General features: G+C 70.1%; 25 protein-coding genes. 17 read left to right on the top strand and 8 right to left on the bottom strand.

Annotation, left to right across the window (positions count from 1 at the left end; translation table 11 throughout):
• The first annotated feature begins 194 nt into the window (after positions 1–194).
• On the top strand, positions 195–2,405 hold the full coding sequence (locus tag ACIPJ2_RS02430; RefSeq protein ID WP_281266171.1) for an NADP-dependent isocitrate dehydrogenase: 2,211 nt from the start codon (positions 195–197) through the stop codon (positions 2,403–2,405).
• A gap of 237 nt (positions 2,406–2,642) precedes the next feature.
• Here the strand turns inward: ACIPJ2_RS02430 and ACIPJ2_RS02425 are convergent, their stop codons facing one another.
• The gene (locus tag ACIPJ2_RS02425; RefSeq protein ID WP_402727396.1) at positions 2,643–3,101 is read right to left on the bottom strand and encodes a DUF3817 domain-containing protein; all 459 of its coding nucleotides are present in this window, start codon (positions 3,099–3,101) and stop codon (positions 2,643–2,645) included.
• Between the two features lie 256 nt (positions 3,102–3,357).
• On the opposite strand from ACIPJ2_RS02425, the gene ACIPJ2_RS02420 reads away from it, so the two are divergent.
• The 3 genes from ACIPJ2_RS02420 to ACIPJ2_RS02410 are packed head-to-tail and all read left to right on the top strand — an operon-like array spanning position 3,358 to position 6,396.
• Complete coding sequence (locus ACIPJ2_RS02420) at positions 3,358–4,482, top strand: Gfo/Idh/MocA family protein (RefSeq protein ID WP_281266169.1); 1,125 nt, start codon at positions 3,358–3,360, stop codon at positions 4,480–4,482.
• A complete protein-coding gene (locus ACIPJ2_RS02415) occupies positions 4,479–5,234 on the top strand; it encodes a ThuA domain-containing protein (protein ID WP_402727395.1) in 756 nt (251 codons plus the stop codon). Before ACIPJ2_RS02420 ends, ACIPJ2_RS02415 begins: the two co-directional genes overlap by 4 nt.
• A complete protein-coding gene (locus tag ACIPJ2_RS02410) occupies positions 5,227–6,396 on the top strand; it encodes a PP2C family protein-serine/threonine phosphatase (RefSeq protein WP_402727394.1) in 1,170 nt (389 codons plus the stop codon). Before ACIPJ2_RS02415 ends, ACIPJ2_RS02410 begins: the two co-directional genes overlap by 8 nt.
• Here the strand turns inward: ACIPJ2_RS02410 and ACIPJ2_RS02405 are convergent.
• On the bottom strand, positions 6,347–6,790 hold the full coding sequence (locus ACIPJ2_RS02405) for a hypothetical protein (RefSeq protein ID WP_402727393.1): 444 nt from the start codon (positions 6,788–6,790) through the stop codon (positions 6,347–6,349). The two genes, ACIPJ2_RS02410 and ACIPJ2_RS02405, sit on opposite strands and share 50 nt — an antisense overlap.
• A gap of 95 nt (positions 6,791–6,885) precedes the next feature.
• On the opposite strand from ACIPJ2_RS02405, the gene ACIPJ2_RS02400 reads away from it, so the two are divergent.
• From ACIPJ2_RS02400 to ACIPJ2_RS02365, 8 genes are all read left to right on the top strand, one after another.
• Positions 6,886–7,617 (top strand): ScbR family autoregulator-binding transcription factor, encoded by a 732-nt coding sequence (locus ACIPJ2_RS02400; protein WP_402727392.1) that lies wholly within the window; start codon positions 6,886–6,888, stop codon positions 7,615–7,617.
• Between the two features lie 137 nt (positions 7,618–7,754).
• The gene (locus tag ACIPJ2_RS02395) at positions 7,755–8,636 is read left to right on the top strand and encodes an aminoglycoside phosphotransferase family protein (protein WP_402727391.1); all 882 of its coding nucleotides are present in this window, start codon (positions 7,755–7,757) and stop codon (positions 8,634–8,636) included.
• A 59-nt stretch (positions 8,637–8,695) separates the two neighbouring features.
• Complete coding sequence (locus ACIPJ2_RS02390) at positions 8,696–9,307, top strand: hypothetical protein (RefSeq protein ID WP_402727390.1); 612 nt, start codon at positions 8,696–8,698, stop codon at positions 9,305–9,307.
• On the top strand, positions 9,304–10,002 hold the full coding sequence (locus ACIPJ2_RS02385) for a DinB family protein (protein ID WP_402727389.1): 699 nt from the start codon (positions 9,304–9,306) through the stop codon (positions 10,000–10,002). Before ACIPJ2_RS02390 ends, ACIPJ2_RS02385 begins: the two co-directional genes overlap by 4 nt.
• A gap of 208 nt (positions 10,003–10,210) precedes the next feature.
• Positions 10,211–10,861: an ABC transporter permease gene (locus ACIPJ2_RS02380; protein ID WP_402727388.1), complete on the top strand. Its 651-nt coding sequence runs from the start codon at positions 10,211–10,213 to the stop codon at positions 10,859–10,861.
• Complete coding sequence (locus ACIPJ2_RS02375; RefSeq protein ID WP_402727387.1) at positions 10,848–12,128, top strand: ABC transporter ATP-binding protein; 1,281 nt, start codon at positions 10,848–10,850, stop codon at positions 12,126–12,128. Before ACIPJ2_RS02380 ends, ACIPJ2_RS02375 begins: the two co-directional genes overlap by 14 nt.
• Positions 12,121–12,885 carry an ABC transporter permease gene (locus tag ACIPJ2_RS02370; protein ID WP_402727386.1) on the top strand — a complete coding sequence of 255 codons (765 nt, stop codon included), beginning with the start codon at positions 12,121–12,123 and terminating at the stop codon, positions 12,883–12,885. Before ACIPJ2_RS02375 ends, ACIPJ2_RS02370 begins: the two co-directional genes overlap by 8 nt.
• The gene (locus ACIPJ2_RS02365) at positions 12,882–13,895 is read left to right on the top strand and encodes a glycine betaine ABC transporter substrate-binding protein (protein WP_402727385.1); all 1,014 of its coding nucleotides are present in this window, start codon (positions 12,882–12,884) and stop codon (positions 13,893–13,895) included. The genes ACIPJ2_RS02370 and ACIPJ2_RS02365 overlap by 4 nt, the downstream gene beginning before the upstream one ends.
• A 67-nt stretch (positions 13,896–13,962) precedes the next feature.
• Here the strand turns inward: ACIPJ2_RS02365 and ACIPJ2_RS02360 are convergent, their stop codons facing one another.
• On the bottom strand, positions 13,963–14,592 hold the full coding sequence (locus ACIPJ2_RS02360) for a TetR/AcrR family transcriptional regulator (protein ID WP_402727384.1): 630 nt from the start codon (positions 14,590–14,592) through the stop codon (positions 13,963–13,965).
• Between the two features lie 81 nt (positions 14,593–14,673).
• Here ACIPJ2_RS02360 and ACIPJ2_RS02355 point away from each other — a divergent pair, with 81 nt between their 5' ends.
• Together ACIPJ2_RS02355 and ACIPJ2_RS02350 are read left to right on the top strand one after the other, a co-directional pair.
• Entirely contained in the window at positions 14,674–15,411 is a 738-nt protein-coding gene (locus ACIPJ2_RS02355) for an ABC transporter ATP-binding protein (protein ID WP_402727383.1), read from the top strand.
• Positions 15,408–16,685, top strand: coding sequence for an ABC transporter permease (locus ACIPJ2_RS02350; RefSeq protein WP_402727382.1), 1,278 nt, complete (start codon positions 15,408–15,410; stop codon positions 16,683–16,685). The genes ACIPJ2_RS02355 and ACIPJ2_RS02350 overlap by 4 nt, the downstream gene beginning before the upstream one ends.
• Before the next feature lie 84 nt (positions 16,686–16,769).
• On the opposite strand, the gene ACIPJ2_RS02345 is transcribed toward ACIPJ2_RS02350, so the two are convergent.
• The 4 genes from ACIPJ2_RS02345 to ACIPJ2_RS02330 all read right to left on the bottom strand — a co-directional run bounded on the left by ACIPJ2_RS02345 (position 16,770) and on the right by ACIPJ2_RS02330 (position 19,192).
• Complete coding sequence (locus ACIPJ2_RS02345; RefSeq protein WP_402727381.1) at positions 16,770–17,267, bottom strand: hypothetical protein; 498 nt, start codon at positions 17,265–17,267, stop codon at positions 16,770–16,772.
• A 15-nt stretch (positions 17,268–17,282) separates the two neighbouring features.
• Positions 17,283–17,954, bottom strand: coding sequence for a hypothetical protein (locus tag ACIPJ2_RS02340; protein WP_402727380.1), 672 nt, complete (start codon positions 17,952–17,954; stop codon positions 17,283–17,285).
• Positions 17,955–18,077: 123 nt separating this feature from the next.
• Complete coding sequence (locus ACIPJ2_RS02335) at positions 18,078–18,710, bottom strand: hypothetical protein (protein WP_402727379.1); 633 nt, start codon at positions 18,708–18,710, stop codon at positions 18,078–18,080.
• Positions 18,711–18,916: 206 nt separating this feature from the next.
• Positions 18,917–19,192 carry a hypothetical protein gene (locus ACIPJ2_RS02330; protein WP_402727378.1) on the bottom strand — a complete coding sequence of 92 codons (276 nt, stop codon included), beginning with the start codon at positions 19,190–19,192 and terminating at the stop codon, positions 18,917–18,919.
• Between the two features lie 103 nt (positions 19,193–19,295).
• Between ACIPJ2_RS02330 and ACIPJ2_RS02325 the strand changes: the two genes are divergently transcribed.
• Genes ACIPJ2_RS02325 through ACIPJ2_RS02315 form a run of 3 tightly spaced genes read left to right on the top strand, consistent with a single transcriptional unit; the run spans position 19,296 to position 21,880 of the window.
• Entirely contained in the window at positions 19,296–19,979 is a 684-nt protein-coding gene (locus ACIPJ2_RS02325) for a hypothetical protein (RefSeq protein ID WP_402727377.1), read from the top strand.
• 9 nt (positions 19,980–19,988) lie between these two features.
• Entirely contained in the window at positions 19,989–21,434 is a 1,446-nt protein-coding gene (locus ACIPJ2_RS02320; protein ID WP_402727376.1) for a phytoene desaturase family protein, read from the top strand.
• Between the two features lie 2 nt (positions 21,435–21,436).
• The gene (locus ACIPJ2_RS02315) at positions 21,437–21,880 is read left to right on the top strand and encodes an SRPBCC family protein (protein ID WP_402727375.1); all 444 of its coding nucleotides are present in this window, start codon (positions 21,437–21,439) and stop codon (positions 21,878–21,880) included.
• A 6-nt stretch (positions 21,881–21,886) separates the two neighbouring features.
• Here ACIPJ2_RS02315 and ACIPJ2_RS02310 read toward each other — a convergent pair whose 3' ends face one another.
• Positions 21,887–22,705, bottom strand: coding sequence for a shikimate 5-dehydrogenase (locus tag ACIPJ2_RS02310; RefSeq protein ID WP_402727374.1), 819 nt, complete (start codon positions 22,703–22,705; stop codon positions 21,887–21,889).
• Between the last annotated feature and the right edge of the window lie 80 nt (positions 22,706–22,785).

The raw sequence follows: 22,785 nt of genomic DNA, 5'->3' as shown, positions 1-22,785 counted from the left end.
CTCTCGACCCCTCCAGTGCACGGCCGTTCCCTATGTGCACGCAGTGACGCGCCTGGATGTCGCCTGCGCGATGGCTGTCCACAGGTGGGGTCTCGACGAACTCTCTCCACAGCCCATGTATCTTGATGTCGAGATATCGCTCACGACGAGTAGCGTGGAACCACCGACGCGCGAACAAGGGAGTACCCGCCAGCATGGCCAAGATCATCTACACGCTCACGGACGAGGCACCGTTCCTCGCCACCCACTCCTTCCTCCCCGTCATCCAGGCGTTCGCCGGCACCGCCGGTGTGGACGTCGAGACGCGGGACATCTCGCTCTCCGGCCGCATCATCGCCCTGTTCCCGGAGCGGCTCACCGACGAGCAGCGCCTCGACGACGCGCTCGCGGAGCTGGGCGACCTGGCGAAGACGCCGGAAGCCAACATCATCAAGCTGCCGAACATCTCGGCGTCGATCCCGCAGCTCAAGACGGCGATCAAGGAGCTCCAGTCGCAGGGCTACGACCTGCCGGACTACCCGGACGAGCCGTCGACGGACGCCGAGCGCGACACCCGCGCCCGGTACGACAAGGTGAAGGGCAGCGCCGTCAACCCGGTCCTGCGCGAGGGCAACTCCGACCGCCGTGCACCGCTGTCGGTCAAGAACTACGCCCGCAAGCACCCGCACCGCATGGGTGCGTGGAGCCCCGAGTCGAAGACGAACGTCGTGACCATGGGCGTCGACGACTTCCGCTCGAACGAGAAGACATGGGTCGCTCCCGCCGACGACACACTGACGATCACGTTCGTCGGTGCCGACGGGCAGGAACAGGTCCTCAAGCAGTCGATCCCGGTCCTCGCCGGCGAGGTCATCGACGGCACCGTGCTGCACGTCGGTCCGCTCGAGCAGTTCCTGCGCGCGCAGATCAAGCGCGCCCAGGACGAAGGCATCCTGTTCTCGGTGCACCTCAAGGCCACGATGATGAAGGTCTCCGACCCGATCATCTTCGGGCACGTGATCCGCGCCTTCTTCCCCGACGTGTTCGACCGCTACGGCGCCGACCTCGCCGCGGCCGGTCTCACCCCGAACGACGGGCTGAACTCGATCCTCACCGGGCTCGACGCGCTGCCGAACGGTGCGGAGATCAAGCAGGCGTTCACGGACGGCATCGCCGCTGGTCCCGAGCTCGCCATGGTCGACTCGGACAAGGGCATCACGAACCTGCACGTCCCGAGCGACGTCATCGTCGACGCCTCGATGCCCGCGATGATCCGCACCTCCGGCCACATGTGGGGCCCGGACGGCGACGAGCACGACACCCTCGCCGTGATCCCGGACTCCAGCTACGCCGGCATCTACCAGACCGTGATCGAGGACTGCCGTGCCAACGGCGCCTTCGACCCCGCGACCATGGGCTCGGTGCCGAACGTCGGCCTGATGGCGCAGAAGGCCGAGGAGTACGGCTCGCACGACAAGACCTTCGAGGTCCCCGCCGACGGCACCGTCCGCGTGACCAACTCCGCCGGTGACGTCGTGATCGAGCACCAGGTCGCGCAGGGTGACATCTGGCGCGCGTGCCAGACCAAGGACGTCGCCATCCGCGACTGGGTGAAGCTCGCCGTCACCCGGTCCCGCGCCAGCGCGACGCCGGCCGTGTTCTGGCTCGACGAGACCCGCTCGCACGACGCAGCGCTCATCGAGCTCGTCCACCGGTACCTCGGCGAGCACGACACCGACGGTCTGCAGATCGAGGTCCTCTCGCCGGAAGACGCGATGCGGTTCTCGCTGGAGCGCATCCGCCGCGGCGAGGACACGATCTCGGTCACGGGCAACGTCCTCCGCGACTACCTCACCGACCTGTTCCCGATCATGGAGCTCGGCACCTCGGCGAAGATGCTCTCGGTCGTGCCGCTCCTCGGCGGCGGCGGCCTGTTCGAGACCGGGGCCGGTGGTTCCGCGCCGAAGCACGTGCAGCAGCTCGTCCAGCAGAACTACCTGCGTTGGGACAGCCTCGGCGAGTTCCTCGCGCTGGCGGTCAGCCTCGAGCACCTCGCCGGCGTGACCGGGAACCAGCGCGCGAAGATCCTCGGTGAGACCCTCGACCGGGCCACCGGGACGTTCCTCGAGCAGGACAAGTCCCCCGGGCGCAAGCTCGGCACGATCGACAACCGCGGCAGCCACTTCTTCCTCGCGAAGTACTGGGCGGAAGAGCTCGCGGCGCAGACCGAAGACACCGAGCTCGCCGCGGCGTTCGCCGAGATCGCGAAGCAGCTCGACGGTCAGGAGCAGCAGATCGTCGAAGAGCTGATCGCCGTCCAGGGCTCCCCCGCCGACATCGGTGGTTACTACCGTCCGGACGACGCCAAGGCGAGCGCGGTCATGCGCCCGTCCGCAACGTTGAACGCGGTCCTGGCCGCCCTGTAACGCAGGCGGTCCACGGACGGGAGGCACGGTGCCAGCTGGCACCGTGCCTCCCGTCCGTCTGTCTGCTTGTCCGTCTGTCTGTCCGTCTGTCCGTCTGCGTGTCCGGACCAAGCAGTGCTCGCGACCGGCCACGACACCCCGCCCGGTTCCGCCGACTGGTCGCCATCCGTCGTTTCGGTGCTTCCGCACCGACGACTCACGACCGCTCGGCGGCGGTGAGCGGGGTGTTGTGACCGGTCAGCGGGACGGGACCGGCGGGCCGATCGTCAGCAGCACCACGAACACCAGGACGACGAGCACCACGCCCACCACGACGGCGACCGCCGGGCGACGCACCACGGAGAAGAGCAGGCGGTCCCAGAAGCCGGGCTGCGTCCCGGCCGGAGCGGAGCGCCGCCAGGGGCCATCGAGCATGCCCCGGCGTACGACACCGACCTCGAACGGCAGCGTCGTGTACGGCACCACCGCACTCGCCCATCCGAGCGCCAGCGTGCCGAACGACCACCGCTGGTTCACCGCGACCACCGTCGTGACGACGAGGTACGCGAGGAACACGAAGCCGTGCACGCTGCCGCCGATGCGCACCGGGAGGTCCCCCAGACCGAAGCCGTACTTCATCAGCATGCCCACGAGGAGCATCGTCCAGGTCACGAGTTCGGCGACCGCGAGGGCACGGAACAGGGATCGAGGCGTCATGCCTCCATCGTCGCGGACCACGGATGGGAGACCTCCGCGCGCGTTCCTTCCCCTCACACGCGCGATAGCAAGCCGAATCGCGCGTAGGGGGTCAGAACTTCGGGCCTCCTACGCGCGATTCGACCTCCTACGCGCGATTCGACCTCCTACGCGCGATTCGACTGCCTACGCGCGATTCCGCCCACCACCACCCCCGGGACGGCAACACGCCGCCTGTCGTATCGATTCGACCCGAGCCTCCGGTAGCGTCGGTGTCATGTCGATGACGACGAACACGACCACGGATGCAGCACGCACGCTCCGCGTCGGGGTGGTCGGTCTCGGGTTCGCCGGGACCACGCACCTCGATGCCTACACCGCACTCCCGGGGGTCGAGGTGGTGGCGCTCGCGGGACAGGAGACGGCTCGACTGGCCGAGCTGGCCGAGACCCGGCACGTGCCGAACACGTACGAGGACTGGCAGGACCTCGTCGCCAGGGACGACCTCGACATCGTGTCGATCGGCGTCCCGAACGCCCTGCACCACCCCATCGCGGTCGCCGCGCTCGAGTCCGGCAAGCACGTCTTCTGCGAGAAGCCCCTCGCGACGACCGGCGCCCAGGCACAGGAGATGGTCGACGCCGCCGTCCGGAACGACCGCGTGCTCGAGGTCGCCTACAACCACCGCCGTCGCGCCGATGTGCAGTTCCTCGCCGACCACCTGCGGAACGGCGGCGCAGAGAACCCGCTCGGCCACGTCTACCACGCCCGCGCGAGCTGGCTCCGTCGCGCCGGCATCCCCGGGATCCGGAGCTGGTTCGCGAACAAGGAGACCGCCGGCGGTGGCCCTCTCATCGACCTCGGGTCGCACGTGCTCGACATCGCACTGCACCTGATGGGCGAACCCCGCGTGGTCACCGCGAGCGCCGTCACGTACAACGAACTCGGCAGCGCCGGCCGTGGCGGCAGCGAGCGGACCCCGGTGTCGGCGGCGACGGACCGTCCGTTCGACGTCGAGGACTTCGCGAGCGCCCTGCTCCGGTTCGACAACGGGTCGAGCCTGTTGCTGCAGGCGAGCTGGGCGAGCTACTCGAAGGACGTCGAGGACATCGAGGTCGAGCTCCTCGGGTCGACGGGGGGTGCACGGCTGTTCGTGCGCGACTACGCGACGGAGGGCACCGTGACGCTCTACTCCGACGAGCAGGGCATCCCGACGGTCACCCGGCCGGGCGTGCAGGTCCCCGGCGGGCACCACCAGCGCGTGATCGAGGAGTTCATCGCCACGATCCGCAGCGGCCTCCACGACGGGCACCACGGCGAGTTCGCGCTGCACCGCAGCAGGGTCGTCGACGCGATCTACGCGTCGGCACAGGCAGGACACGAGATGGAGATCGAGCAGTGAAGAACATCGTCGTCTGGAACGAGAACGTGCACGAGACCCGCGGTGACGCGACGGTCGTCGAGCACTACCCGAACGGCATCCACACCGTCGTCGCGGCCGCACTGCAGGAGCACCTTCCGGAGGCCTCGGTCGGCACGGCGACGCTGCAGGAGCCGGAGCACGGTCTGACGCAGGAGCGCCTCGACGCCACGGACGTGCTGTTCTGGTGGGGCCACGCTGCCCACGAGGAGGTCAGCGACGAGGTCGTGCAACGCGTCGTGGACGCCGTGCACGCCGGCATGGGCCTCGTGGTGATGCACTCCGGGCACTACTCGAAGCCGTTCAAGCGGCTGATGGGCACGACGTGCTCCCTGAAGTGGCGGAACGACGGCGAGCGGGAGCTCGTCTGGACGACGGCGCCCGACCACCCCATCGCGAAGGGCGTCCCGCACCCGATCGTCATCGACCGCCAGGAGATGTACGGCGAGTACTTCGACATCCCCCGCCCCGACGAAGAGGTCTTCCTGTCGACGTTCACCGGCGGCGAGGTGTTCCGCTCCGGCGTCGCCTACCGTCGTGGCCGCGGCAGGGTCTTCTACTTCTCGCCCGGTGACCAGGAGTACCCCGTGTACCACCACCCGGACATCCAGCGGGTGCTCTCGAACGCCGCGGAGTGGGCCGCTCCCACCACGCCGCGCCGGGTGCTGACGGCCGACGAGCACCCCCGCGACTGGTTCCTCGCCGAGGGTGCGGTAGACAGGACGCGTGACTGACACCCAGGCGGACCGACGGAACGCGCTCGTCGAGGCCCTCGGGGTGCTCGGCAGCGGTCCCGAGGAGCGGTTCGACCGCATCACCCGGATGACGCAGGCGGCGTTCGGGGTGCCGTTGAGCTTCCTCAACCTCGTGCACGGCGACCTCGTCACGGCGCAGTCCGCGCAGGGCTGGCAGCAGGGCGGGAGCGCCGCCGCGAGTGACGTGTTCTGCTCGACGACCGTGCTGCAGGACGGGCCGATGGTGGTGCCGGACACCGCGCTCGACCCGCGGTTCAGCGGGCTCCCCGCCGTGACGGGCGAGCCGGGCATCCGTTTCTACGCGGGTGCGCCGCTGTCCATGCTCGACGGCACCCGTGTCGGCACGCTCTGCATCATGGACGCGAAGCCCCGCGAGCTCTCGCCGCAGGACGTGGAGATGCTCCGTGACCTCGCCCGCTGGGCGGAGCGGGAGCTGGGCCACGCGATCGACCGGGACCGGGTCCGGCGGGTGCTCGACGCGCTCGTCCCCGACCCGATCGACGTCCCCGGCTACGACTTCGCCGCCGTGTCCTCGTCACGCGAGGGGTCCGGCGACCTCGCGGACTGGCGCGTCGCGGCCGACGGGACGATCCGGCTGACGATCGGTTCGGTGTCCGCCGCCGGCAGTGCGGCCGGCCTGCTCGCGTCGACGCTCCGCGCCGCCGTCGTGGCACGCACCGACGTGCGGCTGGGAGCGGACGGCCAGGCACTGGAGGCCCAGATCGGCGCCGACCTGGAGGCCGCCGGTGCCGTCGGGTCGCTCTTCCACGCGCGGATCGACCCGACGACCGGTCACGTCTCGTCCGTGGACGCCGGCCACGGTCTGGCGCTGCACGTCCGCGCCGACGGCACCCACACGGTGCTCAGGACGATCGACCTGCCGATCGGGCTGCAGCCGGAGGGCACCGCGCGGACCCACGTCGAGGTCGACCTCGCACCGGGCGACCGCCTCGTGCTGTTCACCGCGGGGCTCCTGTCGCTCGGTGGGCTCGACGACATCGGTGCCGTCGCGGCCCTGGCGGCAGCGGAGGAGGCCACGGCGTTCGTCGACCGCATCCGGGCACTGCGCGAGGCCGCACCCGACGCCGACGTCAGCGTCGCGGTGCTGACCCGCCGTGCAGGGTCGGACGCGTCAGCGTGACGACGAGCAGCGTCGCGAGCAGGCCGAACCCGCACAGCTCGACCCCGAGTCCGGCGAGCTGCCAGTAGGCGCTACCGACGTGCTGCGGCTGCGTGATGGCGTCCGGCCACCACGAGTCGATCAGCGGGAAGGACCCCGGGAAGGGGTCGAGCCCGAACACGGCAAGACCGCCGAGCAGCATCACGACGCCGAGGGCCGCCATCGCGCCACGGCTGCCGCGGAGCATCCGCACGACGAGCGCGGCGGCGATCCCGACGAGCCCGACGACCGCGACGAGGAACGCGGTGACGAAGACCCCCTGGGCCGGCAGCGCGAACCAGTCGAGGACCGCGATGGGCACGAGCAGCCATCGACCCGCTCGGGCCCACCGTGTCGGGTTCCGCCATCCGTCCATGCCGGGAACCGTAGGACACGTCACCTGACGGTTGCCGGGGATCTGCCCGACACCGCCCGGGACCCGCCGATACGATCGGCCGCGGAGGCACCCACATGGCGGAGGACGGACGGTCGCGGCAGCAGCGCGCGGTGGCGACACGGGCGGCGATCCTCGAGGCCGCGGCCCACGAGTTCGACGAGCACGGGTACGTCGGCGCCTCGATGGACGCCGTCGCCGAGCGAGCCGGGCTGACCAAGGGAGCGCTCTACTTCCACTTCGGGTCGAAGCGCGACCTCGCAGGCGCGGTCATCGCCCAGCAGCACGAGGTGTCCCGGCGGTACGGCGAAGCGGCGTCCACCCGGGCGACGTCCCCGCTCGAGGCGATGATGTGGATGTCGCAGGGACTCGCGACGCAGATGGTGTCCGAGGTCGTCGTGAGCGCCGGCATCCGGCTGTCGACCGAGGCCGCGACCGCCGAGGTGGCACGGCAGAACCCGTACACCGACTGGATGGCGGTCGTCGCCGAACTGATGCGGCAGGGGATCGCCGCGGGCGAGGTCGACGATGCCTGGGACCCGGAGGTGCTCGGGCGGGTGATCATCCCCGCGTACACCGGCGTCCAGACCGTCTCCGACGTGCTGGCCGACCGCGCGGACCTGTTCGAACGGCTCCGCGACCTCTGGACGGTCCTGCTCGCCGCGATCGTCACGGAGCGGATGCGCCCGGAGATCCCGCGGCTGGTGGCCCTCATCGCCCCGGACGAGGACGACGCACCCGACGAGCCCGACGCATCTCACGAGCCCGACGCATCTCACGAGCACGCCGCGCGGACCGAGGCGCCCTGACGCCGGTCCGACACGACCACGGGTCGTGAGTCCCCCCAGCGACACCCACGTCTCCGACCCTATGAAGATACCAAGCGGTAGGTTCGCGCCGAGAGCCCCCGTTCGCGGGGAGGGGCCGCCCCGGCTAGCCTGACCCGATGCCCACCCCGGAAGCAGAGGTCGACGTCGACGCCGAGCTCGTCCGCGCGCTGCTCGCCGACCAGCACCCCGACCTCGCGGACCTGCCGCTCGAGGTCGTCGCGAACGGCTGGGACAACGTGGTCGTCCGGCTCGGGGAGCTGCTGGCCGTCCGGCTCCCCCGCCGTGCCGCCGCCGCCCGGCTCATCGAGCACGAGCAGCGCTGGTTGCCCGAGATCGCCCACCGGGTCGCCGCGATCGTGCCCGTCCCCGATCCGGTGCGGACCGGTCGCCCGGCGCCGGGGTACCCGTGGTCGTGGAGCGTCGTGCGCTGGCTCCCCGGCGTCCCGGCGGGCGAACGCGCCGGCGGGACGGCGGTCGCCGAGGCGCTCGCGGCCTTCGTCCGGCTGCTGCACGTGCCCGCGCCGGCGGACGCGCCGGTCAACCCGGTGCGCGCCGTCCCCCTGCCCACCCGCTCGGACGCCGTCCTGGAACGGCTCGCCACCGCGGACGTACCACGTGCCGTGGAGCTGGCCGCGCTCTGGCGGACCGCGGCCGCCCTGCCCGCGTACGCCGGGCCTCCCGTCTGGGTGCACGGCGACCTGCACCCCTTCAACCTGCTCGTCGAACCCGCGCCGGACGGCACCGGTGACCGCCTGTCGGCGGTCGTGGACTTCGGGGACGTGACGGCGGGCGATCCAGCAGTGGACCTCGCGACCGCGTGGCTGACGCTCGACCGGGAGGCCCGGCGCACCTTCCGCGCGCTGGTCCCCGCCGACGACGCCACCTGGACCAGGGCACGTGGCTGGGCCGTGTCCATCGCCTCGGCGATGCACCTCAGCGACGACAGCGCGTTCCGGATCGTCGCCGAGCGTGGGATCGACGCCGCTCTCGACGGCTGACCCGAACGGGGTTATCGTCTCTCCACACCATCCGTGCACGTGAAGATCGGAGGGGCCTGATGACCCTCGAGTTCCGCGTCCAGCACGACGTCGACACCGACGCCTCTCCCTCCCTCCCCACGCCCACCCGCTCCGGGTTCCGCGGCCTCCTCGACCGGCTCGCCGAACGTCGGGCCGCTGCCAGGGTCCGTCGAGCCGAAGCGCAGCTCCGCGACCTCGCCGACGTGGAGCGGCTGCTGTCCGGTGCGCGCGGTGTCGTCGAACGCGGGTGGATCCAGCACGCGTGGTTCTCCTACGTCGACGAGAAGGGCCGTACCCGCAAGGCGTCGAGTGCCGCGGCGATGGACGTCGCCGGGCGCCCGCTCGTCGGTGCGTGCCTCGTCGGTGCCGTGGTCTACGCCGCCGGTGGTCCGCACGCGGTGCACTCCCAGCCGGTCCAGCGCGCCCTCGACGTCGTCTGGCACGCCCTCGCGGTCGAAGAAGGCTCGCCGGTCCTCTGGTGCCCCGCCCCGGACGTCCGGATGGGCCGCGTGCGCGACCTGACCAGCTGGAACGACGCACCGTCGCGGAACTCCGCGGACGTCGCCGGACTGCTGCTCACCGCCGAGCGCGTCGCCGTGGCCGAGTCGGAGCGCATCCGCGAGCGCGCGGTGGCACGATCGAGGGCATGAGCGACATCACCGAGGAGCCGCCGGCGGTGCGACCTGCACCGCCGTCCGGCACCATCGCGGCGACCGGGAACTCCCTGCTCACCGACGAGGGGGCGTCCCCGGTCACCGACCAGGCAGTCGTGAAGCAGACGCTGCACCGCTACCTCCAGAAGCACCGGGCAGCGCTGCTCGCGAAGCTCGACGGACTCGCGGAACGGCAGGCCAGGTGGCCGGTGACCCCGACGGGCACGAACGTCCTCGGGCTCGTGAAGCACGTGGCCGCCGTGCAGTCCGAGTACTTCGGGCGGGTGTTCGACCGCCCGCTCCCCGATCCGCCGGCATGGCTCGACTCCGACGACGACCGGGACATGTACGCGACGCTCGACGAGACGATGGCGGACATCGTGGCGTTCCACCACGCCAGCGCCGCCCACGCCGACGCCACGATCGAGGCGCTCGACCTCGACGCGCGCGGGGTGGTTCCGTGGTGGGCACCCGAGCACCGTGACGTCACGCTGCACCGTGTGCTGGTGCACATGGCGTACGAGACCGCTCGGCACGCCGGGCACGCGGACATCGTGCGCGAGATGCTCGACGGCCTCGCGGGCGACGGTGACGGGAACCTCGCGGAGAAGACGCCCGAGGAGTGGATCGAGTGGCGGGAGCGGCTCGTCTCGATCGCCGAGCAGGCCGGGCTCCGAGAAGCGGGCCTGTAGCCGGGCAGCCCGTTCGATCGTTACCGTTCTCCCAGGATCACGGACGGCACACGGCGCTGACCTGGGGTTTCGTGATTGAAGAATCCGCAGGAACCCTGCGTTCGCGACATTTGCGGTTGTACAAGTCGCCGCGCCATTGCGTACGTTGGGCGGCACTTGTGCCCCGACCCGTGGGCAGAACGACCGACCCGAGGGGAACCAGCAGCAAGTGTTCTTCAACTACGTCACGGAGCGATGGGACCAGATCTGGTTCGCGTCGTGGCAGCACTTCTCGCTGGTCGTCCAGTGCACCGTGCTCGCCACCGTCATCGCCGTGCTGCTCGCAGCACTCGTCTACCGCATCCCGCGGCTGAGATCGGTCGCGAACGAGGTGTCGACCATCGGGTTGACACTGCCGTCGTTCGCCGTGATCGGCCTGCTGCTCGTCCCGCTCGGGTTCGGCGTCGTGCCGTCCGTCGTCACGGTCACGTTCTTCGCCGCCCTGCCGATCCTCCGCAACGCGGTCGTCGGGCTCTCCGAGATCTCGCCCGCCGTCGTCGAGTCGGCCCGTGGCATCGGGATGAGCCGCTTCCGCACCCTGGTGCAGGTCGAGCTGCCGATGGCGTGGCCGATCATCCTCACCGGCGTCCGGGTCTCCGCGCAGATGGTGATGGGCGTCGCCGCAGTCGCCGCGTACGCTCTCGGCCCGGGGCTCGGCGGGTTCATCTTCTCCGGGCTCTCGCGTCTCGGCGGCGCGAACTCCCTCAACTCGGTCGTGGTGGGCGTGGTCGGCGTCGTCCTGCTCGCCCTCGTCCTCGATCTCCTGCTCCTCGGCCTCGGCCGCCTGACCATCTCGCGAGGTATCCGTGTCCAGCACTGACGCAACCCTGTCCCACACCGACGGCTCCCGCGCCGAGAGCGACGTGACCGGTCGCGGCATCCTGCTCGACACCGTCACCAAGCGCTACGCCGGCCAGTCGAAGCCCGCCGTGGACGGCATCACGCTCGAGATCCCCGCCGGCAAGATCGTCATGCTCGTCGGCCCCTCCGGCTGCGGCAAGACGACGACGCTCAAGATGATCAACCGCCTGATCGAGCCCACCGAGGGCAAGATCGTGGTGGGCGACGACGACGTCACCTCGATCGACGGCGACGAGCTCCGCCGCCGCATGGGTTACGTCATCCAGGCCGGCGGGCTCTTCCCGCACATGACCGTCGCGGCCAACATCGCGATCGTGCCGAAGATGCTCGGCTGGTCCAAGGAGAAGATCGCCGCCCGCGTCGACGAGCTCCTCGACCTGGTCTCCCTCGACCCCGACACCTACCGCGACCGCTTCCCCCGTGAACTCTCCGGCGGGCAGCAGCAGCGCGTCGGCGTCGCCAGGGCCCTCGCCGCGGACCCGCCCGTCCTGCTCATGGACGAGCCGTTCGGTGCCGTCGACCCGATCACCCGCCAGCGCCTGCAGGACGAGCTCCTCCGCATCCAGGAAGAGCTGCACAAGACGATCGTCATCGTCACGCACGACTTCGACGAGGCCGTGAAGCTCGGCGACTGGATCGTGATCTTCTCCGAAGGCGCGCACATCGTGCAGTACGACACCCCGGAGCGCATCCTGGCCGAGCCCGCGAACGAGTTCGTGGAGAACTTCATCGGCTCGGGTGCCGGCCTCAAGCAGCTGACGCTGAACCGCGTGCGCGACGTCGAGCTCGCCCCCGCGGTGACCTGCTCGCCCGGTGAAGAGGCGAAGGCCGTCCTGCAGCGCATGCGCGAGGCCGGCGGCCACGGGCACGCCGTCGTGGTGGACGCCCGTCAGCGTCCGATCGGCTGGCCGACCCGCCGGCAGCTCGAGCGCCTCGACCGCATCCCGGACGGCACCGACCCCGACCTGCCCGTCGTCGGCGAGGCCGCGACGCTCAACGACGCGCTCGACACGATGCTCGTGTCCAGCGCCGGTGCCGCGCTCGTCACGGGTCGCCGCGACGCCTTCCAGGGCGTCATCACGGTGGAGACGGTCATGGACGCGATCACCCGTTCCCGTGCCGCAGCGGCCGAGGAGCAGGCGTACACCCCGGTCGGGACGAACACGAACCCGATCGAGACGATGCCGTCGTCCCCGGTCCGCGCAGAGGAGCCCGTCGATGAGTGACGTCGTCGTCGATCCCGTCGCGAAGCCCGCGAAGGCCAGCTGGCGCGGGCTCGTCATCCAGCCGGTCGCGATCCTCGTCGTGCTCGCCGCGTTCGCCGTCTGGCTCAACACGGCCGACCTGACGGCCACCGAGCGCTCCACGCTCAACCCGGCCGACCTCGTGTCGCTCACCTGGCAGCACGTGCTCCTGACGATCGTCTCGACCGTCATCGTGCTGGTCATCGGCATCCCGCTCGGCATCGTCCTCACCCGCGGACCCCTCCGCCGGGCCAGCGGCGTGATCCTCGCAGTCGCGAACTTCGGTCAGGCGGCACCGGCCGTCGGCCTCGTGGTGCTCCTCGCGTTCTGGCTCGGGTTCTCGTTCTGGGCAGCGGTGATCGCCCTCGTGCTCTACGCGATCCTGCCGGTGCTGCGGAACACGATCATCGGCATCGAGAGCGTCGACCAGCGCACGGTCGAGGCCGGTCGCGGCATGGGCATGAGCGCGTTCTCCGTCCTGATGCGGGTCGAACTGCCCCTGGCCGTCCCGGTCATGCTCTCCGGCATCCGCACCGCGCTCGTGCTGCTCGTCGGCTCCGCCGCGCTCGCGACCTTCATCGGTGCCGGCGGCCTCGGGCTCCTCATCACCACCGGCGTGAACCTGTTCCTGCCGAAGGTGCTGGTGTCCGGCGCCCTGCTCATCGCGCTCCTGGCGCTGTCCATCGACTGGCTCGGCCGCATCGTCGAGACCGTCGCCCGCCCGAAGGGACTCCGATGACGAAGAAGACGAACACCCGACGCCGGGGGATCGCCGCGGTCGTCGTCGCCGGTGCCGCAGCGCTCGCGCTGACCGGCTGTGGCCTGCAACCCGCGACGTCGTTCGTCCCGGCGGCAGCGCCTGGAACGATCAAGAAGATCGACGGGCTGCCCGCCGACGCCCACATCACCGTGACCGCGAAGAACTTCACGGAGCAGCTCGTGCTCGGCAAGATCGGGGTGCTCGCGGCGAAGGCGGCGGGCTTCCAGGTCACCGACGAGACGAACGTCCCCGGCAGCGTGGCGGTGCGGCAGCTCATGACGAGCCACGACGCCGACATGACGTACGAGTACACCGGCACCGCCTGGCTCACCTACATGGGCCACAAGGAGGGCATCCCGGACAAGCAGGAGCAGTACGAGGCCGTCAAGAAGGAAGACGCCGGCAACGGACTGACCTGGCTGCCGCCCGCCCCGATGAACAACACGTACGCGTTCGCGGTGCGGAAGGAAGCGGTCAAGGAGCTCGGCGGCATCACGAAGCTGTCGCAGATCGCCGACCTCCCGGCCGACCAGCGCACGTTCTGCGTCGAGTCGGAGTTCAACTCTCGGTCGGACGGCTTCAAGCCGATGCTCGAGAAGTACGGTCTGCAGCTCGGTGGCTCCGGCGACTCCGCGATCCCGAAGGGCAACGTCGACATCCTCGACACCGGCACCGTCTACACGGCGACCGACCGGGGGAAGTGCAACTTCGGCGAGGTGTTCACCACCGACGGGCGCATCAAGTCGCTCGGGCTGCAGGTGCTGGAGGACGACAAGGGCTTCTTCCCGGCCTACAACGTCGCCCCGGTGCTCTCCACGTCGGTGCTCGAGGAGTACCCGCAGCTCGAGGACGTCTACGACCAGATCTCCCCGAAGCTGACGGACGCCGTCCTCCAGGAACTGAACCGGCAGGTCGACGTCGAGGGCCGCGAGCCCGCGGACGTCGCGTTCGACTGGATGGTCAAGGAGGGCTTCATCTCGAAGTCCTGACGGGTCGCGACGCGACCAGCGGACGGACGGGAGGCTCGGTGCCAGCTGGCACCGAGCCTCCCGTCCGTCATCCTGCTGCGATCCGGGCCGCGGTGTCGCGCATCAACGCGACCACCTGGGTGCGCACCTGCTCGGGTTCCGTGCCCTCGTTCCGGGCGGAGCTGCGGAGCGCCGTCATCACCATGCCGAGCAGCATCTCCGCCGCCTGCGGCGTCGCCGCCTCCGGCCCCCACGCCGGGTCGCGCTCGAGCACGGTGCGGACGGCGCCGGTCATCGCCTCGGCGACGCTCGACATGCGCGTGACCTGGCGGCGCATGAGCTGCGGGAAGCGCACGATGAGTTCCTTGCGCTCGTGGCGGTGCCGTTCGTCCCCGAAGGTCTCGCCGAACACCAGGAACGCCAGGTCGACGACCGCCTGCGCCGCCGGTTCTCCAGCGACGGCCCGGACGTGCGACTCGAGGGTCTCGGCGGAGAGGTCGAGCTCGGTGTGCCCGAGGACCGCGTCCTCCTTGCTCTCGAAGTAGTTGAAGAACGTCCGCGGCGAGATGTCCGCGCGCGCGGCGATCTGCTCGATCGTGGTGTGGTCGATGCCGTCCTCGAGCGCGAGTGACCGCGCGGCCTCGGCGATGCGGCTGCGGGTCTCGATGCGTTTGCGGTCGCGCAGACCCATCTCGGACGGGGTGGCACTGTCGGGCATGGCTCGACTGTAACCGGAACGTCACATCGTTTGCAGCAAACGCAAACTTTCAGTCGTGCAACGGACAGTACGCTCGGGCGCATGACCACTCCCGTGCTCGAGGCCAGGGGCCTCACGAGGACCTACGGCCGAGGTTCCACCCGGTTCGATGCGCTCAAGGGGGTGTCCCTCGCCGTGAACCAGGGGGAGAGCCTGGCGATCGTCGGCAAGTCCGGCTCCGGCAAGTCGACGCTGATGCACCTGCTCGCGCTGCTCGACAAGCCGTCCACCGGGCAGGTCCTGCTCGACGGCACAGATGCCGCGACGCTCAGCGCCCGCGACGTGAACCGCACGCGGAACAGCACCTTCGGGTTCGTGTTCCAGCAGTTCTTCCTGACGCCGAAGACCTCGGTGCTCGACAACGTCGTGCTGCCGCTGAAGATCGCCGGCGTCTCCGGGGCCGAGCGGAAACGCCGGGGGATGGCGGCGCTCGACGCGCTCGGGCTGGCGGACAAGGCGGGGAACGACGCGAACGACCTCTCCGGTGGACAGAAGCAGCGCGTGGTCATCGCCCGAGCGCTCGTCGGCGAGCCGAGCGTCATCTTCGCTGACGAGCCGACGGGCAACCTGGACACGAACACGGGCGAGGTGGTCGAGGACATGCTCTTCGGACTGCAGCGCGAGCGGGGGATCACCCTGGTCGTCGTCACCCACGACGAAGAACTCGCGGCACGCTGCGACCGGAGCGTGAACGTGCGCGACGGGCTGATCGTCGGCGGGTCGACGGAGGCCGATGCGCCCGCCCCGGGTGCCCACGAGCACGGAAGGCACTCCGCATGAACTTCCTCGACCTCCTGCGGACCGCGGTCGGCAACACGTTCCGGTCCAAACTCCGCACCACCCTGACCGTGATCGCGATCTTCATCGGCGCGTTCACCATCACGCTCACCTCGGCGATCGGCACCGGCGTCGGGAACTACATCGACACCCAGGTGGCCTCGATCGGCGACACCGGGACCCTGACGATCACGAAGACCGTCGACTCGTCGTCGACCGACAGCGGCCCCGCGAAGTACGACCCCGACGCGTCCACGCAGAGCGTCGACCGCGGGCCGGCGTCCTTCGGGTACCTGTCCCAGTCCGACGTCGACAAGATCAAGGGCGTCTCGGGCATCGACTCCGTCCGTCCGGCCGTCGCGCTGAGCCCGAAGTACGCGGAGTACGACAACGAGGGCAAGTACGTCGTCACGCTGTCCGCCAACGCGGGGGAGCTGAAGGCCGACCTGGCATCGGGCAAGCAGCTCGACGACGACACGGACGCGAACCAGGTCATCCTGCCGACGAACTACCTGAAGAACCTCGGGCTCGGCAGCGAGCAGGCGGCCGTCGGCAAGGAGCTCACCTTCGCGGTGGACGACTACCAGGGCGCAGAGCACACCCTGACGGCGACCGTCGTCGGTGTGCAGAACGAGTCGCTGTTCGGCGGCGGGGCCGGTGCGAACGCGGCCCTGACCGACGCGATGCAGTCCGCGCAGGAGACGGGGAAGCCCGCGTCGATCGCGACCTCGTACGCCAGCGCCTCGGCGACCCTCGACAGCGGCGCGACCGCGTCCGACGTGAAGAGCGCCCTGTCGAAGGACGGCTACACCGGACAGACGATCCAGGACCAGCTCGGCCAGTTCCAGACCGTCATCAACGGCATCGTCGGCGTGCTCAACGCGTTCGCGGTCATCGCCCTGATCGCGGCGGGCTTCGGCATCATCAACACGCTGCTGATGAGCGTGCAGGAGCGGACCCGTGAGATCGGCCTGATGAAGGCGATGGGCATGGGCGGCGGCAAGGTCTACACGCTGTTCTCGCTCGAGGCGGTGTTCATCGGCTTCCTCGGCAGTGCGATCGGCGCCGGCGTGGCGATCGCGCTCGGCACGGGGATCTCGAACGTCCTGGCCGGCACGGTGCTGAAGGACCTGCCTGGTCTGCAGATCATGCAGTTCGCGCCGTCCTCGGTGATCACGATCATCCTCGTGGTGATGTTCATCGCGTTCCTCGCCGGCACGCTGCCCGCACGCCGTGCTGCACGCCAGAACCCGATCGAGGCCCTCCGCTACGAGTAGGACCCGTCTCCGCGCGAACGCCCTCCTCCCGCCGGACGGGGGCGTTCGTGCGTCGGCAAGCGGTCGATCACGGAGCGCTCGTCGTCAGGTGGGCGCGTGGTGCTGACGGTGGATGGTGGGTGGTGCGGCCACGTCGATGGGCCATGCGTCGAAGCGGTACGCCTCGAGCACGGTGTCGATCCAGTCGTGTTCACGGCCGCGGGCACTGATCCGCAGCCGGTACAGGCCAGGAGTGGGTGTGAGCGGAGGCGTGTCGAAGTCGGGGCCGGTGAAGAGGCTGACGACGGTGAGGCCGGACTCGATGTCGTCGACGTCGAAGGTGACGTCGACGACATCGGTCCAGGATTCCACGGGGAGTGGTGGTTCCGTGCCGTGCGCGTGCACGGAGATCGGGACAGGTCCAGATTCGGCGACGGTGGCGAGGCCGATCGGCAAGCGTTCCTCCAGGTTGGAGTTGCCCCAGGTGATGGTCTGTTCCGCGTCAAGGAACCCGATCTGCGCGATGTCGGCCGGGGTCGCCGCGACGAGGTGACCGCCCTCGATGACGAGAGTGCCGTCGTCGATGTCGGCTTCATAGCGCATGCGGGCCCCCGGGGGTCAGGTGTTGGTGTAGATGCGGATGGAGTACTCGTCTCCTGGGATGACGCGGAACGCCTTGTACAAGCTGTTCAGGATCTGGCCGCCGGTGCGGTTGTCGGATGCGGGGATCAGACAGATACTCCACCCACCTTCGCCGGTCTGGTTCACCGTCGGAGGCATGTTGCAGTAGGCGCTGCCGTCCCAGGTGTAGATGTTGAGGACGCGGACGGTGCCGGTGCCGGATGCTGCGCCCTCCGCGGCAGATGCGAACGGGTACTCGTCGCACTCGCGTTTCTCGGTGCTTCCTGGAACTGTGGGGCGCGGCCGCGGCGCGGTTGTGCATGCTGCCGCTCGATTCGCGACGACCTCGGCGGTCGTCGCGCGGTGCAGGCTCACCGGCAGGCCACTGCTCTGCGCGTTCGCGACATGGGAGCCCCACCAGGACGCACGGTCGCCGCTCACCCACTCGTCGGCGTGCTGCTGGGGGAAGACACAGCCGACGGAACTCGGTCGGCCCGGGTAGTCGCGATCGCAGCGAATCTTCGGGGACTTGTAGATTGCCCCGTCGATAGTGATTCCGTTCGGGTGGCTGAAGGTGAACTCCCACAGCGGTCGCGGTTGGACACGGGCACCGGCCGTGCCACGCCAGGTGAAGTGCGAGCTACCTTGCATCGACGTGCCAGGGACCATCGCCCCCTTGATGTCCCGAGCTCCGGCGAACGTGCACTTGCCGATGCAACTCCCCTGTCCGAGTACCTCAGTCTCGGCCGCGATCCCGGTGGCGCTCCGGATTCCGATCAGGAATGCGTTGTCTCACTCGCCCTTCGTAGGGTTACCGGTGACTTCGTGGAACGTTTCGTACTTCACCCGTCCGACCCGTTCGCCCTCCTTCGTGATCAGATCGAGCACCGCTTTGCGATGTGAGCATGCAGTCCAACGAGCGACTTCCCAGTTCCTGGAGATCGGGCTCGACAGGCAGCCGCTCGAGATCAGCGGGGCGGACGGCTCATCCGCGGCGCTTGCGCTCGTGCCCGCCGAGAGAGAGCTCAGCGATCGGGCCGTGTCGGGTGCCGGCGACGGCGGTGCCGGCGGTGTCGCGTCCGCGAGGTCGTCCGTGACGGTCGCAGTCATACAGATGGTCGACTCGTCATCGCCACAGCTGGGCAGCGAATCGTCATCCTCGACGGGAACCTGAACCTCGTCTGGTCCGGTGACCGTGGAGCCGTACTTCTGCTCGAGCCACTCCGATGGAGTGTCGGCTTCTGCCGATGGATCACCGGGGAAGGCCGCGTCGACGCTCATGTCGCCGGTGTCTGGCGTGGCGGTTGCTGCGCTGTCTGGTGTGGTGGTGTCGTCGGCGTACGCGGGTGCGTTCGTACCGATGCCGAGCGCGATGATGGCGGCGATGCCGACTGTCGCGACGCGGAAGCGTCCGTGTTTCCTCATCCTGAGATCCCCCTCGTCCCGAGCCCTCCTGGCTCGAGTAGAGGGAATGTATCCAGGGGCAGAACGCCTCGACCACCCCCCCGTCCGGGAGCGACCGCCCGACTTGCTCAGTTGAGATGATGCGTTGCTGCGTGCTCTCCCGTGGCGACGGTGACACCGGTCCGGTCCGGTCCGGCCGGGTCAGGCGCACGGCGCCAGGCCCTTTGTCAGGAGGCCTGCGTCGCGTGCTGCCAGGCGGCGAGGGCGCCAGCGGCGATGAACACGACGACGAGCACGATCCAGATCGCCAGTGCGACCACGTTCAGGAGGATGCCCCAGCCGGCACGACCACGCGCCAGCGGTTCGCGGCTGCGGGACGCGATGCCGAGGCAGAGCCCGACGACCGGCGCGAAGAACGTCCAGCCGGCGAGCAGCGAGCAGATGCCGAGCACGAGACTGGCGGTGCCCAGTCCGGTCCTGGGAGATGTCGTGGTGGTGACCATGCGCTCCACGCTAGGGACGCTGCGGAGGCGAGTCGTCCCTCCAGGCGGTGATCCGGGTCCACCTGCGGGCTGATGGTCACCCGTCGCCGGTATCGTCGATGCCATGGCTCTGTTCGGACGGCGCAGCAAGACCTCGACCGAGCGACCCGTCAGCCAGGTGGAACTCCGCCGTGCCGTCGACGAGGGCTTCCTCATCTCGAAGGCCGCCGTGACGATCGCCGTCGCCAACCGCATCATCACCAACTCGCTCCGTGACCAGGGCTTCTTCGACCACGCCGTCGCCGCCGAGACCGTGCGCGAAGAGCTGCACCGGATGGCGGAGGAGCAGCGCGGCGACGCCGAGCGCATGCGGGAGATCCGCTCGAAGGCGATCAAGCAGAAGGGCCGGTCGAAGCACCAGCACGACTACAAGCGCGGCGACGACCTGAAGCTCCGGACGCGCGAAGCCACCTACGAAGAGCTCGCGGCGATGCTCGATCGCCGCCGGGACGACCAGGTGTTCGTCGACGGCGTCGTGCTCGCCGCCCGCGCCCGCGCATGGGACGACATCGGCACGACCGTCGTCGGGCGTCTGGGGTGGGCGCAGCGCCCGACCGAGGGCTACGAGATCGGTCGAGACGACCGGGTGCAGCAGATGCTCGACGAGGACTTCGCTGCGCTGCTCGCGGAGCATCCGCTCGGTTCCGGCCCGAGTGCGGTCGCGGCGGACGCCGACGAGCCCACGGACGCCGACACCGACGGCGACGAGGGCACCGACCCTGCGAGTGCGGACACCGCGCGTCCGTAGGCTCGACGCGTGGTGGACGCAGTGGTGGTCGGGGCGGGGCCGAACGGGCTCGCCGCAGCGGTGACCCTGGCGCGGGCCGGCCTGTCCGTCGAGGTCGTCGAGCGGAACGACACCATCGGCGGAGGAGCACGCACCGCCGAGCTCACGTTGCCCGGCTTCCGCCACGACGTCTGCTCGGCCGTGCACCCGATGGCGTTGCAGTCGGAGTTCTTCCGTCGCTTCCGCCTCGACGAGCGGATCGACCTGCGGTTACCCGAGGTGCAGTACGGCCACCCGCTCGACGGCGGCCGCGCGGGGATCGCCCACCAGGACCTCGATCGCACGGCCGCGGAACTCGGTGTCGACGGCCCCGCCTTCCGGACCCTGATGGCCCCGCTCTCGCGGAACGCGGACCAGGTGTCGGACTTCGCCACGAACGCGCTGCTGAACGTCCCGCGGCACCCGCTCACCGTCCTGCGGTTCGGCCTGCGAGCGCTGGAGCAGGGGAGCGGCGCCTGGAACGCCCGGTTCCGGGACGAGGTCGCACCCGCGATGCTGACCGGGGTGGCGGCGCACTCCATCCAACACATGCCGTCCCTCGCGACCGCCGCAGCGGCCCTGTCGCTCGGCAGCTACGCGCACGCCCGCGGTTGGCCGGTGCCGATCGGCGGCAGCCAGGCGATCGTCGACGCGCTCGCCGCCGACCTCGTCGCGCATGGCGGGCGGATCGTCACCGGACAGGAGGTCCGATCGCTCGGGGACATCACCCCGGCGAAGGCGGTGCTGTTCGACACGAGCGTGCCGGGGATGCTCCGGATCGCGGGCTCGCAGATCCCGACGCCGCGTCGCGGTGCGCTCCGACGGTTCCGGTTCGGCAACGCGGCGGCCAAGGTCGACTTCGCCCTGTCCGAACCGGTGCCGTGGACGCACGAGGACCTGCGTCGGGCCGGCACCGTGCACCTGGGCGGCACCCGCGCCGAGATCGCCGCAGCAGAGGGCGCGGTGGCGCGGGGACGGCACGCCGAGCGTCCGTACGTCCTGGGGTCGGAGCCCACCGTCGTGGACCCGTCGCGTGCGCCGGATGGCCGGCACGTGTTCTGGGCGTACGCGCACGTCCCCGCCGGGTCCGACGTCGACCACACCGAGGCCGTCACCCGCCAGATCGAGCGGTTCGCGCCGGGGTTCCGCGACACGATCCTCGCGACGAGCTCCCGGACCGCCGTGGAGATGGCTGCCTACAACCTGAACTACGTCGGCGGGGACATCGCCTCGGGTGCGGCGAGCTTCTGGCAGCTCGTGAAGCGTCCGTTGCTGTCGAACGACCCGTGGCGGATGGGCGGCGGGATGTACCTCTGCTCCGAGGCCGCTGCCCCGGGTCCCGGCGTGCACGGCATGGCCGGTTGGCGGGCCGCGAAGAGCGCACTGCGGCACACCTTCGGGTTGCCGGACGACGTCGACCTGGCACCGGAGGACTGATCATGGCAAAGAACGTCCGCATCATGCACTGCACGCCCGAGGACGTCTTCGACGTGCTCGGCGACGGCTGGCTCTTCACGACCTGGGTGGTCGGCGCGTCCCGGATGCGCGGTGCGGAACCCGGCTGGCCAGCGGTCGGGAAACGCCTGCACCACTCGTTCGGTGTGTGGCCGTTCGTGATCGACGACGTGACGACGTCCCTCGTGTGGGATGCGCCCCGGCGGATGGCCATGCAGCCGAAGGGCTGGCCCCTCGGTGAGGCGCGCGTGGAACTGACCGTCGAGCCGCATCCCCGGGGCTGCAAGGTCACCATCGTCGAGGACGCCGTGGCCGGCCCGACCACGTACGTCCCGGGGTTCCTGCTGCAGCCGCTGGTGTGGATCAGGAACCGCGAGACCCTGCGGCGCCTCCGCTGGGTCGCGACGGGTCGCGCCCGGAACGCCTGACGCGCCCTACTCAGCGCGGCTGAACTCGCTCGCCCGGGCCACCTGGTCGTCGGTGAGGGCGACGCCCGTGTAGCGCTCGAACTGGCGCGCTGCCTGGAGCGCGATGACCTCGGCGCCGGTGATGACGTGCTTGTCCGCCGCGCGTCCGGCCCGCACGAGCGGCGTCTCGGAGGGGAAGGCGACCACGTCGAACACGGTGTGGGCCGCGGCGATCCGGTCCGCGGCGAACGCGACGGTGTCCGCCTGGTCCCCGTCCATGCCGAGCGGCGTGACGTTGACCAGCAGGTCGGCGTCGCCGGCCTCGTCCTCGGTGCGGACCCAGTCGAACCCGTACTGCGACGCGAGGGCCGAGCCGGTGTCCTCGTTGCGGGCGACCACGGTGAGGTGGTCGAACCCGGCGCCACGGAACGCCGCGGTGACGGCCTTCGCCATGCCGCCGGACCCGCGGAGCAGCACGCGGGACGTGGGGTCGACGTCGTGCGTGCCGAGCAGTGCTGCAACGGCCTCGTAGTCGGTGTTCGAGGCGGTGAGCACACCGTCGTCGTTGACCACGGTGTTCACGGACTGGATGGCCGCGGCGGACTCCTCGACGACGTCGACGAGGGGGATGACCGCCTCCTTGAACGGCATGGACACCGAGCACCCGCGGATGCCGAGGGCACGGATGCCGGTGACGGCTCCTGGGAGGTCGGTGGTGGTGAACGCCTTGTAGAGGAAGTTCAGCCCGAGCTCGTCGTAGAGGAAGTTATGGAATCGGGTGCCGATGTTGCTCGGGCGGGCGGCGAGCGACATGCACACCTGCATGTCCTTGTTGAGGATGGGCATGTGGCCAGTGTCGCATGCTCCTCGGTCCGCGTGGCGACGGGGATGGAGCGGTCCACTGTCGGACTGGGATGCGTCGTGGT

It is taken from the genome of Curtobacterium sp. NPDC090217 (assembly GCF_044746705.1).
GTDB lineage: Bacteria > Actinomycetota > Actinomycetes > Actinomycetales > Microbacteriaceae > Curtobacterium.
This window is presented reverse-complemented; position numbering and strand designations above follow the sequence as displayed.

Coding starts and splice junctions, on each gene's coding strand:
- ACIPJ2_RS02345 (WP_402727381.1), bottom strand. CDS start 17,267: ATGCGCTATGAAGCCGACATCGACGACGGCACTCTCGTCATCGAGGGC.
- ACIPJ2_RS02330 (WP_402727378.1), bottom strand. CDS start 19,192: ATGGTCACCACCACGACATCTCCCAGGACCGGACTGGGCACCGCCAGT.
- ACIPJ2_RS02360 (WP_402727384.1), bottom strand. CDS start 14,592: ATGCCCGACAGTGCCACCCCGTCCGAGATGGGTCTGCGCGACCGCAAA.
- ACIPJ2_RS02370 (WP_402727386.1), top strand. CDS start 12,121: ATGAGTGACGTCGTCGTCGATCCCGTCGCGAAGCCCGCGAAGGCCAGC.
- ACIPJ2_RS02315 (WP_402727375.1), top strand. CDS start 21,437: ATGGCAAAGAACGTCCGCATCATGCACTGCACGCCCGAGGACGTCTTC.
- ACIPJ2_RS02310 (WP_402727374.1), bottom strand. CDS start 22,705: ATGCCCATCCTCAACAAGGACATGCAGGTGTGCATGTCGCTCGCCGCC.
- ACIPJ2_RS02390 (WP_402727390.1), top strand. CDS start 8,696: ATGACCCTCGAGTTCCGCGTCCAGCACGACGTCGACACCGACGCCTCT.
- ACIPJ2_RS02420 (WP_281266169.1), top strand. CDS start 3,358: ATGTCGATGACGACGAACACGACCACGGATGCAGCACGCACGCTCCGC.
- ACIPJ2_RS02355 (WP_402727383.1), top strand. CDS start 14,674: ATGACCACTCCCGTGCTCGAGGCCAGGGGCCTCACGAGGACCTACGGC.
- ACIPJ2_RS02340 (WP_402727380.1), bottom strand. CDS start 17,954: ATGGTCCCTGGCACGTCGATGCAAGGTAGCTCGCACTTCACCTGGCGT.
- ACIPJ2_RS02400 (WP_402727392.1), top strand. CDS start 6,886: ATGGCGGAGGACGGACGGTCGCGGCAGCAGCGCGCGGTGGCGACACGG.
- ACIPJ2_RS02350 (WP_402727382.1), top strand. CDS start 15,408: ATGAACTTCCTCGACCTCCTGCGGACCGCGGTCGGCAACACGTTCCGG.
- ACIPJ2_RS02365 (WP_402727385.1), top strand. CDS start 12,882: ATGACGAAGAAGACGAACACCCGACGCCGGGGGATCGCCGCGGTCGTC.
- ACIPJ2_RS02385 (WP_402727389.1), top strand. CDS start 9,304: ATGAGCGACATCACCGAGGAGCCGCCGGCGGTGCGACCTGCACCGCCG.
- ACIPJ2_RS02325 (WP_402727377.1), top strand. CDS start 19,296: ATGGCTCTGTTCGGACGGCGCAGCAAGACCTCGACCGAGCGACCCGTC.
- ACIPJ2_RS02395 (WP_402727391.1), top strand. CDS start 7,755: ATGCCCACCCCGGAAGCAGAGGTCGACGTCGACGCCGAGCTCGTCCGC.
- ACIPJ2_RS02425 (WP_402727396.1), bottom strand. CDS start 3,101: ATGACGCCTCGATCCCTGTTCCGTGCCCTCGCGGTCGCCGAACTCGTG.
- ACIPJ2_RS02405 (WP_402727393.1), bottom strand. CDS start 6,790: ATGGACGGATGGCGGAACCCGACACGGTGGGCCCGAGCGGGTCGATGG.
- ACIPJ2_RS02335 (WP_402727379.1), bottom strand. CDS start 18,710: ATGAGGAAACACGGACGCTTCCGCGTCGCGACAGTCGGCATCGCCGCC.
- ACIPJ2_RS02430 (WP_281266171.1), top strand. CDS start 195: ATGGCCAAGATCATCTACACGCTCACGGACGAGGCACCGTTCCTCGCC.